This is a genomic window from Sphingobium sp. CCH11-B1 (genome assembly GCF_001556865.1).
Lineage (GTDB): Bacteria > Pseudomonadota > Alphaproteobacteria > Sphingomonadales > Sphingomonadaceae > Sphingobium.
In genome coordinates this window covers 15,904-27,799 of sequence record NZ_LSJY01000158.1, presented here as the reverse complement: position 1 = coordinate 27,799, position 11,896 = coordinate 15,904, and the positions used below count along the sequence as shown (strand labels likewise).

Below are 11,896 nucleotides of genomic sequence, written 5' to 3'. Positions count from 1 at the left end.
GTGTCGACGGCATCCGTGGCGAGCGCGGCCCTGCGCCGCTTGCCTGGAAAGCGCGCTGGGACGCGCTCGGCTCGGGCGCGAAGCTCCGAATCAAGCAGGCGGCACTGGCCGGCGCGGTCGGCGTGCTAGGCTACGGCCTCTATTCGGCAAGCACCGGTAGCGAAAAGGGCAGCACGCCCGCACCCGCCGCCTCCAAGCTTGATATGGGCGCAGGCCTGCGCGGCGACAGCCTTGAGGAGAAGCTGCGCGGCGATTTCAAGAAGGTCATCGACGGCCAGCAGTTGCTCGGCGACCGCATCACCGCGATCGAGGAAGGCAAGGTCGTGCCCCACGGCGCCATGCCCAGCGGCGATGCTGCCGGAGCCGACAGCGGCGACCTGCCACCCGCGCTGCCGGGCAGTGCGCCGGCCTTCCCACCATCGCCGGGCGGTGCGCCTGGAGGCGTAGATACGGAACTGCCTTCGCCGCCGGTTCCGCCCGCACCGCCGGCCGCACCTCCCGCCCCACCGGTAGAAAAGGTCGTCGGCTCGATCGGCGGAGCAACCAGTCCGGTGCTGCCCAAGGATGCATCGGGAAATGGGCCGGATTCGAAAAAAAAGAATCGGACGATCTATTTGCCGCCTGGTTTCATGAAGGCGCGGCTGCTGACCGGGGTGGACGCGCTGGCGAGCCGGGACGCGACGTCGAACCCGGAACCGATCATCGCCCGCGTCCAGGCGCCCGCCGTGCTTCCCAATGACGTCAAGGCGAACCTGTCGGGCTGCTTCGTCGTCGGCAATGCGACGGGCAGCCTCGCCAAGGAGCGCGTCGAGATCCAGTTGGTCTCACTCTCCTGCGTCGATTTCGACGAGCATTCGGTGGTCGATCAGCCGGTCAAGGGCTTCTTCGTCGATGCCGATGGCAAGAAGGGCCTGTCGGGCAAGGTCGTCACCCGTGCCGGCGCCGCGCTCGCGCGCAGTTTCATCGCCGGCACCATCAGCGGGATCAGCCAGTCGGTCGAGAGCACCTTTGGCGAGACCTCGACTTCGGCATTGGGCACGGTGCGCACGCTGAACGCCGGCGATGCCGCCAAGACCGGGATCGCCGGCGGCCTATCCAAATCCTCGGACAAGCTGACCGACTTCTACCTCGATCTCGCCCGTCAGGCCGGCCCCATCGTCGAGGTCGGCGCGGCCAAGGAAGTGGTCGTCGTCATCCAGGAGGGCGTGACCCTCGAAATCAAGCCCAGCGCCGGAGCCAAGTTCTGATGCCCCGGCCCCACCCCAGTTTCGGAGAATCCGCCATGGAGCACCCGCCCGTCGTCCGGCCGCGCCTCAGCCGTCTGCTGCCGCTCACGCTCGTTGCGGCCGCGCTGCCGCTCGGCGGCTGTGCCACGGTCGGCTCGCTGATGTCACCCTATTCGGAGAAGTTCTCCTGCAAGAATAGCGATCACGGCCAGTGCATCCACCCTGAGAAGGCCTATGAGGATGCAGTTGCGGGCCGCAGCCCCCGCTCCGATCCTGCGGTCACGCGTGACAAGAAACTGCTGCGCGGAAGCAATGCGACAGCGGCCGACGCCACGACCGCGGCAACGCATGGCAAGGCCTATGGCACCTACCGCGACAGCGTCTATCGCGAGCTGCAAGGGCTGATAGACCAGCCCGTCACCCCGATGCTCAAGCCCAGCCAGGCCGTGCGCACCCTGATCCTCCCTTATGCAGACCGGCAGCGGCCCGACCGGCTCTATATGCCGCGCTACGTTTATTCGATTCTCGAGCGCCCGTCCTGGGTGGTCGGCGGCTATCTGGTCGAACCGGTATTGCCCGCCAGCCAACTTCCGGTGCTTGGCCAGCTGCGCGAAAAATCCGCCGACAGCATTGATCCGGCACCCGCACCTTTAGCGCCCTCGGTTGCAACACCACTGCCCCGCAAGGAGCCGCGCCGGTGAGCGCGCGGGCTCACGAGACCGGCGGGCTCAGCTTTGCCGCCTTGCGCCGGCATGTCGCGCGCGATTCCTATTCGGACCATCTGCCGCTGGTCGCCTGGGTCGAGCAGGAAGGCGCCTTCCTCACCATCGACGATGGCTGGGGCTATGCCTGGGAGCTGGTGCCCTCGGCCTATATGTTCGCACATGTTCACAGTGCCTTGCTTGGCCTTTTGAACATTCATTTTGAGCCGGGCTCAGTGCTCCAGATCATGAGTTTCGCCGATCCTTTGATCGACGATGCGCTCGATGCCTTTCTGGACCTCAAGACCCGCGATGATCCGCTGATCCAGGCCTCGGCGCGGAGGACCTACGAGTATCTGCGGCAAGGCCGCCACGGGCTGCGCGCACTCCACGGCATCCCGATCCGCAATTTCCGCACCATCCTTGCCGTCAAGACGCGGAAACCGCTGGGTCAGGATACGCGGCGACAGATCGAAGAGCAGCTCGCTAAGCTCGGGATCGTACCGCTGCCGCCGGAAGAGATGATGAGTTTTTACCGCCGCGTGTTCAACGGGGTATTCGAGGCCGCGCCCGGCAATTTCACGGGCGGCTCAAGCGATGGCAGCGAGCCCCGCCCCTTGCGCAAGCAGATCATCGATGCCGGTCCCAACCTGCTGTTCGAGGGTCCGGAAGTCTTTCTCGGCAATCAGGTTGCGCGCTGCCTCACGCCCAAGGCGCCGGCGCGGAGGATCAGCGCCGAGCGCGCCAATCGCCTGACCGGCGGCATGCGCGGCTCGTCCGAAGACAGCGACCAGATCGGCGGGCCGTTCCTTTACACCCTGAACGTCCTGTTCGATCATTCGGCTTTCGAGATCCACAAGCGCGCACAGATCCTCTCGGCGCAAAAGGCGGCAGGTTCCTTCGCGGTCGAAGTCGGCAAGCAGATTGAGGAGATCGGCTGGGTTCTCGACGAAGCGGGCAACAGCCGCTTCGTCCGGGTGATCCCGACGGTCTGGGTGTTCGGTCAGACCCGCGCCCAGGCGCGCGAGATGGCGGCGCGCGCCAAGCGGTTGTGGGAAGCGGAACCCCTACCCTTCATGATGCAGGAGGAAAGCTACCTCAATCCCGTGCTGCTGCCGATGAGCCTTCCGTTCGGGCTCTATCCCGACGGCAAGACGCTGCGCATGCTCGAGCGCGACTTTCGCATGCCGGTCAAGGCCGCGGTGCTGATGGCGCCGATCCAGACCGATTTTCGCGGCGGCGGGCGCCCGGCGCTGCTCTATACCGGCCGCAAGGGCCAGCTCATCACGCTCGATCTCTTCGACCCACGCATCAACAACTACAATTTCATCGTCTCGGCTGAGTCTGGTGCGGGCAAGAGCTTCCTCCTCAACAATCTCTGCCAGCAATATTACGCGTCCGGCGCGCTCATCCGCATCATCGATATCGGCGGCTCCTACCGCAAACTCTGCACACTGTGCTCGGGCCGCTATATTGACATCGGCGAGGAACGCCTCGTGCTCAACCCCTTCGACATGGGGTTCGCGCTCGACGGCGACGACCGCCAGTCGGCGATCGCCATGGCGGTCGCGATCGTCGCCGAGATGGCCAATGCCGCGACCCGCAAGGGGGTCTCGACCTCGGAATGGAACCTGCTCAAATCCGCCGTCCAGTGGACGATCGACTCGGGCCGTGCCGAGGACGGGATAGACGCAGTGCGCGACTGGCTCGGCGCCTATCCCGCCCAGACCACGAGCGACCTCGACCGGGTCGAGCATCTCGTGCCAGTCGCGCGCGAGCTGGCCTTCAACCTGCGCGATTTCGGGTCGGACGGCGCATATGGGCATTATTTCAACGGGCCGTCCACCCTCGATATTTCCAGCGACGAATTCGTGGTGCTCGAGCTCGAACGGCTCAAGAACATGCCCGACCTGTTCAACGTGGTCGTGATGGTGGTGGTGAATGCCGTCACCCAGGAGCTTTACCTCTCTGGGAGAGACCGCCCGCGCTTCGTGCTCTGCGACGAAGCCGCCCAGTTCATGACCCGCACCGACGGGCAGGATCTCTCGCGCCTCGCCGAAGCCTTCGGGCAAGGGTATCGCCGCGCGCGCAAATATCAGGGCAGCTTCGGCATCGTCATGCAGTCGATGAACGACCTGCTGCTGTTCGGCGGCACCGGCCAGGTCATCCTCGAAAACGCCGCGACCCGTTTCCTGCTGCAGGGCAGCACTTACGACAAGGCGGTCGAGAACAAGATCCTCGACTATTCGGGCTTCGTTCTCGAGCTGCTGAAATCGGTCCGCAACAACAAGCCCAACTATTCCGAAGTGTTCATCGATAGCCCGCTGGGCCTCGGCATCGCGCGGCTAGTGGTCGATCCCTTCAGCTACTGGATCAACACTTCTGCCCCCACCGAAGTCGCCGCCTTCGAGGCGCTGCTGCGCCTCGGTCGCTCGCCGCTCGAGGCGGTCTGCGAACTCGCCGGTGTCGATCCGGCGGAAATTCTCGGGGAGCGCGCACCGCTCCTCCTCGGCCAAGCCAACCGGGAGGCAGTGTGATGCGATTGAGGCCGACCCATCCCGACCAGATCGACCTCGACTGGAGCAAGGATCCCGAGATCGAGCGGATCATCGAGGCGCGCGTCGCGATCCGCGCCGAAGCCGCGGCGCTGCGCTGGCGGTTCCGGCTGATCATGATCGAGACGGTGCTGATGGCCAGCCTGGTCCTCGCGGCAGGCATCACGCTCAAGCAACCGGCAGAACTGGTGCTGCGCGGGGCTGTCATCGTCGGGGCTGCCTGCCTTGCCAGCGGATTGCTCCTGATCGTCCTGTCCGGGCTCACCGGGCGCCTCATCGCCCGCTATCGCCGCTGGAGGGGACAATGACCGGCCCGTCCTTGCTGAATGGCACGCATCGGCCGCAGGTCTGTTTATTCGCAGGTCGCCGCGCTGACGAGACGCTTCACGCCTTCCTGCTGCGCCGCCATCAGGAAATGGGTGACGAGATCACCGCGTTCGAGGCGATCACCGAACGGCAAGCTTCGATGCTCTGGGTCGAACGGGAGGCGCGCATCGCCCTCGTTCGCTTGCCATCCGCGTTTCGGCAAGCGCTTGGCCGCATCAGCAAATGGAGGCGGCGATGAGAGGCATCCTCTCCGCAGCGCCCGGCCCCTCGGCGATCCGCCTGATGGTCGGCACCCACCTCCTGCTGCTCATTCAGGCCGCGCTGGTGCTGTGGTCAGCGCCGCAGCTCGATGCCGTACTGCGCGTACTGGTGGCATTGGTGTTCATCCTGGCGGCGAGCGGCCTCGGCGCCGCGATCCACGGCCTGACGGACGATGAGCGCCAGAACTGGTGGAGGCGCCGCCATGGCCGCTGATCCCCGACCTCCGAGCCCCGATGATCGCCAGCAAGGCTGGGGCGTCGTGATTTTCCAGTCGGCATCGATCGCGTTGCTCCTTCTGGCCTCCGCCGTGGTCGCCGCCCGTGCCCATGCCGCGACCTCGACCATCGGGCGCACCTGGCCGATTGCTGAACCTGACGCGCTCGCCGAGATCGAAGCCCGGACAGCGCGGCTCCCGCCCGACATGCGCGAGAAATTCGGTCCACGTTCGTCGTGGTCGGCGATGAAATCGGCAAGTCTTGCGCCCGCGACGAAGAGCCAGACCCGCATCGCCGTCCCCTTCTACACGCTCGATACCGAGATCCGGCTGCCCAGCGGTGAACTGCTCTACCCCAAGGGCTACAGCTTCAATCCGCTCTCCTATGTGACGCTGCCGCAGCGGCTGGTGGTCGTCCACCCGCGCGATTTGGGCTGGGCACTGAAGACCGCGAGATTGACCGATTTCATCCTGCTGGCGGCGGGCAGCGCGCAGGACGACGATGCGATCACGCTGTCGGAGCGAACCGGTCGCCCGATCTTCATCCTCGAAGAGAGGATCAAGGAGCGGCTCAGCCTCACCGTGGCTCCTGTGATCATCGCCCAGGTCGGCCAAAAACTGGAACTTACCGAGGTCCGGTTGGATCGCTCACTCACGCGCAGCGCAGCGGGTGCATCGCCGACCAACCCGACATCATCGCGGAGGCACGGTCAATGACCCGGTTGTTCTCAAAGGCCCGGACGGTCGCGGCCGCCCTGTTGCTGGCAGGACTGGCTCCCGCAGCGCCTGCCCACGCCTCGTCCTGTCCGGCAGGCACCGTGTTCAATCCGATCACCAAGGTGCGGTGGAACTGCATTTTCCCGATCACCATCGGCGGGGTGCGGATCGGCAGCTTCGACAAGCTGTCGAAGGAACTCGACGCCCAGTCCTCTTCCAAGCCCCTATGCGCCTGCCGCAAGGGCGCGACTTTCTGGTTCGGGGTGAAGGTCAGCTTCTGGTCACCCAATCGCATGGTCGATGTCGTGACCGAGCCCGGCTGCATGATGGCGCTGGGGGCCGATCTCCTGCCCACCCATGGCAAGCTGCAGGGCAGCCAGAGTTCGATCTCTGACGGAACAAACACGCGCAAGATGTTCGCACAGATGCATTATTACATATCACCGGTCTGGAAGATGCTCGACATGTTCACTGACCTGCCCTGCCTCGAGGATGACGGTTTCGACGTCGCGCTGATCACCGAGGTGCTGCCGACCTGGCAGTCGGGCACGCTGGGCGCGATCATCCAGCCCGAGGGCATATTGTTCGGCAATCCCGCCGCCGGGCTTGCCTGCATGGCCGACAGTGCCGCTGCTGCCGCCGGCAAGGTCATCGATCCGCTGTTCTGGTGCATGGGGTCCTGGGGCGCGACCTATCCCATCGCCGGCGACATCCATTTCGACGACAGCGTCGAAGCATGGGCGGGCCTCGCCGCGCGCGGCACCTTCATGATGGGGCGGCTAGGTGCGCTCACCATTTCGTCGGCCGATGGCTGCTCGTTCAAGCCGCAGCCGATCTGGACCAAGTCTCGCTACAAGCTCCAGATCATGGAGCCCGTCAAGGGCGGCAAATGCGTCAATATCGGCCGTCCGGGCGCGCTCTGGTCAAGCGGCAAACACGCACCGGGCAAGGACAATGCCCAGTTCATGCTCTTCGAGAAGGTGATCTGCTGCGCCGGGATTCCGGTGCCATGACCCACGTCACCCCATTCATCCAAAATCGCCAACGTCTCGCGCAAGCCCCGGGTAAGCTATGGTCTGCCCGCCACAGCCAGCAAGGCTGCCAGGGTACGCGCGCGGCGGGAGCGGTGCCGCTCGCCCCCAGCGGCACCGCTCCAAACCCGGTCAGCACGGTCGTCAATCTCCCGGATGCGTTCCCCCTCTCAGACGCTCCGGCAAGGGTGATGGCCGTGCTGACCACCTTCGAACACCAGGCCATGTTCCGGATCATCAAGGGCGCCGATCGCGACAAGAACGGCGTGGTGCCGGGCGGAGACATTTTCCGCCTGCGCAAAGGGTCGCGCACCCACGCGCTTTGCGGGGTGACGTCATGAAGCCATCGATCATCGCCTTGACCAGCGCGGCGCTGTTGCTGCCCACGGCGCTGTTCGCGCAGACCGTCGAGGATCGCGCCCGGGCTGCGGCAATCGCCTCACGCGCCAAGACCAGCGACAGCGACACATTGCTCAATAACTATGTGACACCGGGGATGAGCGGGCAGTCGGTATCGACGGTCGATGGCAGCAAAAGCTTCACCCCGACCCTTGCCTGCCAGAAAACTGCGAACCTGCTCGAAGTGCTGATCCAGCCCTCGTCCACCGGCGATATCGGCCTGGTCCGGATTTCGCGTGACAAGGATCTTGACGGAACCTTCGACAGCAGCTCGACCCTGCCTGTGCCGGTATCGGGCATCTGCGCCAATGGCGTGATTTCCTGTGTGCCCGGCACCTGGAACCAGTGCCGCTCATTCCGCTGGGATTTGGATAGCGCGAAGGATCTCAAGCTGACCCAGGTCGACATGCCCGAACTCGCAGGCTGCTACTGCGTCAACGACAGCTGCGGCAGTAATCTGGTCTTCGGCAACCTTGCCTCCGTCCTGAAGGACCTGGGCGGCGGCATGGTCGGTGCGCTCACCACAGCCGCCCCGCGCATCGGTGTCGCCGAGGCCCGGATCAACGGGCCCGTGATCGACTATGTCGGCGCGCAAACCACCGCCTGCACCGCGAGTCCCGCCATCGGCCAGACCAGCTATCGCAGCAATCCGGCGGCCATCCAGGGCGACGCCTTCGCACTGTCGTCGACCAATCGGGTGTTTCAGGCGCTCATCGCGTCACCTGCCGGAACGGGCAAAGCCCAGCAGCTGCGCGGTTGCACCATCACCCGCGAGGTGACGCTGAAGGAGATCAAGGTCGAGGACGTCATCGCCCGGACTGCCGGCGGCTATGCGACCATCGATGGCGGCGCGGGGATGGTCGATTTCCTGATGGGATCGCCCGCCGACAACAGCCTTAATGGCGGGTCCTGCACCCTGTTTGATTTTCGGATGACCCTCCATGTCGAGGATCCCGACCGGCTGAAGGCAGTCACCCTGCCCTTCTTCTTCGCCGATGACTGGGGGCAGGTCCGGGTCGATGGCGCGCTCGTCGCCTACGGCCCGGGGGCATGGACCGGTTCGGGCTATCCGCCTGGAAAATGCGAGCGCAAGCGCACCAGCTATTTTTCGCCGAACATCGATCTCAAACCCTACCTCACCAAGGGCGATCATGAAATCTGGCTGCGCGTCGCGGTCGGCAAAGGGGGCGAGGCGTTCGCGCAGGTCCACGCCGAGGTCGACACTAGCTGCAAGACCTCAGAGCGCATCGTGGATCTCTGCTCGGGCTATGGTGCCGATCCCAAATGCCATCTGTCCGAGGAACAGGTCGATGGCGTCCAGACTGTCCGGAGCGGTGTGGTGACGGGCCTCAGACCGCTACCACAGACGCGGCTGTTCGGCACGGCAAGCTGCACGCTCTCGCTCAGCCGCGATTTCTTCGAGCGCGACCGTACCTATGCCTGTACCACCGACAGCGCGGCGCTCCCCGAACCCGATCTCAGCCGCGGCGCCTATATCATCGACCATTCGACCGAGACGCTGCTCGCCGACCGGCAAAAGGCGAAGGACGGCAGCATATCGACCTCGGCGCGGAGCTTTTCGCTGCCCGCGCAAGGCGCGGTGCCCGCTTGCGAGCCGATCTGCAAAACCCGCGCGCCCAAGGCCAACACCGCCGCTGCGCCCGATGGCGTGGTCGCAAACCGGCAGAACACGCCCTCAGGCTATGACACCTTCTACCACAGCTGCGACGCCGCCAATGTCTGCCCCGCAGGCCCCGGTGAGGAGATCGTCTCGGCCTGCGGCTGCCTCGACGATTTTCCCGAAGCGGTGGTGATGATGCAGACCGTCCGGCTCGCCGGCGCCGACATGACTTGCACGAGTGCCGTACCATGAAGCGCCGGTCTTCTCCCCTCGCCTCCACTTTCGCCCCCAATCTCGCGATCGCCCTTGCCTTGTTTTTAGGCACAGCCTTTGTCGGCGTGTCACCGGCCCATGCCGAGCAGATCTGCGCCGCCGATTTGAACGGCAATGGCGATGCCGCCGACGCCGGCGAGACCGGCAGTTGCACGGCAATGGAGAATAATAGCTGGCAGTGCCCGATCCAGGCTGTGGCCTGCACGGTCACGGCTCCCGGAGCCTATGCCTGCCCGCTGGGCGCGCAATATCCTTGCGAAGTCCCCGCCTCGGGCGGCGCGCCGACCTGCTCGCCCAATGCCTGTCAGGATACCGGTGCCGCGCCCGTCACTGAGGAACCGCCAATGGGTGATCCCGGCGTGCCCGCCGATGGCGTCGTCGATGCCGATGGCAATTGCACGGCCAATATCGAGATATTCTCGGGCCGCGCGGTGCGCTGCCGCCCGCCCGGGCTTCTCAACACCTTCAGCAATTGCTGCAAGGACAAGGGCAAGATCGTCAAGGACGGAATGGGCTCGTCGCTCGGCTCGATCGGCACCAAGATCGCCGTCGCCAAGGGCGTGTTCACCGGCATGAAGGCCGCCTACACGGCCTTCAAGGCCGGTGCGACCGCGAGCCAGGCGGCAAGCGCCGGCGCCAATGCGATGATTGTCGGGATCGACCCGACCTCGATCGCGATCAGCCTCGCCGTCAATTTCATGATCGAGGTGCTCCTCCAGGGCTGCGACCAGGAGGATATGGAAACCGGCATGCTGCGCGGCTCGGGCATGTGCCACGAGGTCGGAACCTATTGCACCTCGAAGATACTCGGCATCTGCATTCAGAAAGCCAAGGGCCATTGTTGCTTCAACACCAAGCTCGGCCGCATCATCCAGGAGCAGGGCCGCCCGCAGCTGAAGAGCTTCAACGGCCTGGGCTGGGGTACACCCAAGAAACCCTATTGCCGCGGATTTACGCCGGAAGAATTCCAGGCGCTCGATTTCTCCAAAATGGACCTTTCCGAATATTACGCGGAGATCGAGGCCCGCACCCAGAGCCAAATCCAGATCGACATGAAGGACAGGATCGATGCCTACATGCAGGCCGTCGGCAAGTAACGCCGTGCGTGCTGGGCGCACTCTGCTGATGCTTGGCATTGCGCTCGGGTGCGCCAATGCCGCTGTCGCGCAGGGCAACGCCCCGCCGCAGCAAGCCACCCCGCACAGTGCTACGAGGCAGCAGGGCGATGCCGCGATGGAGCGGCTGAAGGACGCGGTTGCCCGGCAGAAGGCGGAAACGCCGATAGGCCCGACTGCGCTTCCGGAGTTACCCGAGGCCGAGCGCCGCCGCGCATTCGAGGGTTTGCGCAAGCATGCCCCCTCGCCCGCCATGGACGCGCGTGCGCGCGCCGCTCTCGAGACTGGCAAGGACGCCTTTGCCGCCCAGCGCGAAGCAATGGGCAAGCGCATCGCCCAAGCACTCGGCCTCGAAGCAACCGATATGGCAGCGGGTGAAGCCGGCGCGCCCAAGGTGGCCAATGCCTGGGTGCCGGTGCTGTTCGTCTCCTCCTCTATGCCAGTGACGACACTCCGCACCTATGCTGTCCAGCTCGAGAAGGTCGGTGGCGTCATGGCGTTTCGCGGGATGCCGGGCGGGCTTGCCAGGGTTGGACCGATGGCGAAGCTCTCGGCTGAGGTGTTGCGGCTCGATCCCGGCTGCGAAGGCCCGGCCTGCGCCATGCGCAATGTCCAGTTGATCGTCGATCCACTGGTGTTCCGCCAGCACGGGGTAAAAGCGGTTCCCGCACTCGCCATGATTCCGGGCGATCCCACTCAGCCCTATTGCGAGCGGGACGATGCCAGCCCTCTTGCCGCCCATGTGGTCTACGGCGACGCGGCCCTCTCAGGGCTTCTCGAAGAATATGCCCGTCTGGGCGGAAAGCAGGAGGTGGAGGGTGTTCAAGGTCGCCTTCAGGGCCGCTAGGGCGGCCTGGCCCGAGATCAGGCTGCTCCCGCTGCGTGCAGCGGTTGCACTCGGAAGTTCGGGACTCGGACAGCCGGTCCGCCCGGCGCAGCTGTGGAAAGCCTATGTCATCGTGCTGCCCATCGGCCTCGCGACGCTCTGGGCGATCCCGCAGCTGACCTGGGTGATGAGCCCTTCGATCGATGCGGTGGCAGTGCGCGCAAGTGCCGGCCCTATCCGCAAGGGGGACTATGTCATGTTCCTGCTCTCGCACCCGCTTGCAGGGCCGAAGCCCGTCAACGTCACCAAGCAGGCGCTGTGCATGTCCGGCGAGCGGATCGACATGATCGAGAAGCCCTCGATGATACCGGGCGCCCCAAACGGGCGGTACGACGGCTGGTATTATTGCAATGGGCGCCTGCTCAATGTGTCGAAGCCTTTCGGGCGGAATGGCATGAAGCTCGATCACTGGCAGCCGAAACTCGGAACGATCCCCCAAGGCTCTATCTTCGTCGGCTCGCACCATCCCGACGGGTTCGACAGCCGTTACTACGGCCCCGTCGCAATCAAGCGGCTCAAGCGTATGGAGAAAGTGCTGTGATCCGTCTCGCCAATCCCCGCGCTGCCACC

At 65.0% G+C, this 11,896-nt stretch carries 13 protein-coding genes; all 13 read left to right on the top strand.

The genetic code is table 11. From position 1 onward, the window contains the following. Positions 1-11 precede the first annotated feature (11 nt). From AX724_RS16315 to AX724_RS16260, 13 genes are read left to right on the top strand one after another with little or no spacing between them, the layout of a single operon-like run. Entirely contained in the window at positions 12-1,247 is a 1,236-nt protein-coding gene (locus tag AX724_RS16315) for a TraB/VirB10 family protein (RefSeq protein WP_082733568.1), read from the top strand. 35 nt (positions 1,248-1,282) lie between these two features. Beyond that, complete coding sequence (locus AX724_RS16310; protein WP_066768237.1) at positions 1,283-1,927, top strand: TraV family lipoprotein; 645 nt, start codon at positions 1,283-1,285, stop codon at positions 1,925-1,927. Beyond that, positions 1,924-4,464 (top strand): TraC family protein, encoded by a 2,541-nt coding sequence (locus AX724_RS16305; RefSeq protein ID WP_066768225.1) that lies wholly within the window; start codon positions 1,924-1,926, stop codon positions 4,462-4,464. The genes AX724_RS16310 and AX724_RS16305 overlap by 4 nt, the downstream gene beginning before the upstream one ends. Further along, positions 4,464-4,790, top strand: coding sequence for a hypothetical protein (locus AX724_RS16300; protein WP_066768222.1), 327 nt, complete (start codon positions 4,464-4,466; stop codon positions 4,788-4,790). Before AX724_RS16305 ends, AX724_RS16300 begins: the two co-directional genes overlap by 1 nt. After that, entirely contained in the window at positions 4,787-5,047 is a 261-nt protein-coding gene (locus AX724_RS16295) for a hypothetical protein (protein WP_066768220.1), read from the top strand. Before AX724_RS16300 ends, AX724_RS16295 begins: the two co-directional genes overlap by 4 nt. Then, on the top strand, positions 5,044-5,283 hold the full coding sequence (locus AX724_RS16290; protein WP_066768215.1) for a hypothetical protein: 240 nt from the start codon (positions 5,044-5,046) through the stop codon (positions 5,281-5,283). Before AX724_RS16295 ends, AX724_RS16290 begins: the two co-directional genes overlap by 4 nt. Beyond that, a complete protein-coding gene (locus tag AX724_RS16285) occupies positions 5,273-6,001 on the top strand; it encodes a conjugal transfer protein TraW (protein ID WP_066768213.1) in 729 nt (242 codons plus the stop codon). The genes AX724_RS16290 and AX724_RS16285 overlap by 11 nt, the downstream gene beginning before the upstream one ends. Continuing rightward, complete coding sequence (locus tag AX724_RS16280; protein ID WP_066768210.1) at positions 5,998-7,014, top strand: TraU family protein; 1,017 nt, start codon at positions 5,998-6,000, stop codon at positions 7,012-7,014. Before AX724_RS16285 ends, AX724_RS16280 begins: the two co-directional genes overlap by 4 nt. After that, positions 7,011-7,373, top strand: coding sequence for a hypothetical protein (locus tag AX724_RS23450; protein WP_156448118.1), 363 nt, complete (start codon positions 7,011-7,013; stop codon positions 7,371-7,373). Before AX724_RS16280 ends, AX724_RS23450 begins: the two co-directional genes overlap by 4 nt. Continuing rightward, a complete protein-coding gene (locus tag AX724_RS16275) occupies positions 7,370-9,304 on the top strand; it encodes a hypothetical protein (protein ID WP_066768208.1) in 1,935 nt (644 codons plus the stop codon). The genes AX724_RS23450 and AX724_RS16275 overlap by 4 nt, the downstream gene beginning before the upstream one ends. Then, a complete protein-coding gene (gene traN, locus AX724_RS16270) occupies positions 9,301-10,422 on the top strand; it encodes a conjugal transfer protein TraN (RefSeq protein WP_082733563.1) in 1,122 nt (373 codons plus the stop codon). Before AX724_RS16275 ends, traN begins: the two co-directional genes overlap by 4 nt. Further along, positions 10,394-11,287, top strand: a complete 894-nt coding sequence (locus AX724_RS16265; RefSeq protein WP_066768206.1) for a type-F conjugative transfer system pilin assembly protein TrbC — start codon at positions 10,394-10,396, stop codon at positions 11,285-11,287. Before traN ends, AX724_RS16265 begins: the two co-directional genes overlap by 29 nt. Continuing rightward, on the top strand, positions 11,259-11,867 hold the full coding sequence (locus AX724_RS16260) for a S26 family signal peptidase (protein WP_156448117.1): 609 nt from the start codon (positions 11,259-11,261) through the stop codon (positions 11,865-11,867). The genes AX724_RS16265 and AX724_RS16260 overlap by 29 nt, the downstream gene beginning before the upstream one ends. Positions 11,868-11,896 lie beyond the last annotated feature (29 nt).

Bases quoted from the DNA above. Each gene is read 5' to 3' on its own strand.
- AX724_RS16280 (WP_066768210.1), top strand. From the start codon at position 5,998: ATGACCCGGTTGTTCTCAAAGGCCCGGACGGTCGCGGCCGCCCTGTTG.
- AX724_RS16275 (WP_066768208.1), top strand. From the start codon at position 7,370: ATGAAGCCATCGATCATCGCCTTGACCAGCGCGGCGCTGTTGCTGCCC.
- AX724_RS16265 (WP_066768206.1), top strand. From the start codon at position 10,394: ATGCCTACATGCAGGCCGTCGGCAAGTAACGCCGTGCGTGCTGGGCGC.
- AX724_RS16300 (WP_066768222.1), top strand. From the start codon at position 4,464: ATGCGATTGAGGCCGACCCATCCCGACCAGATCGACCTCGACTGGAGC.
- AX724_RS16290 (WP_066768215.1), top strand. From the start codon at position 5,044: ATGAGAGGCATCCTCTCCGCAGCGCCCGGCCCCTCGGCGATCCGCCTG.
- AX724_RS16310 (WP_066768237.1), top strand. From the start codon at position 1,283: ATGGAGCACCCGCCCGTCGTCCGGCCGCGCCTCAGCCGTCTGCTGCCG.
- traN (WP_082733563.1), top strand. From the start codon at position 9,301: ATGAAGCGCCGGTCTTCTCCCCTCGCCTCCACTTTCGCCCCCAATCTC.
- AX724_RS16285 (WP_066768213.1), top strand. From the start codon at position 5,273: ATGGCCGCTGATCCCCGACCTCCGAGCCCCGATGATCGCCAGCAAGGC.
- AX724_RS16295 (WP_066768220.1), top strand. From the start codon at position 4,787: ATGACCGGCCCGTCCTTGCTGAATGGCACGCATCGGCCGCAGGTCTGT.
- AX724_RS23450 (WP_156448118.1), top strand. From the start codon at position 7,011: ATGACCCACGTCACCCCATTCATCCAAAATCGCCAACGTCTCGCGCAA.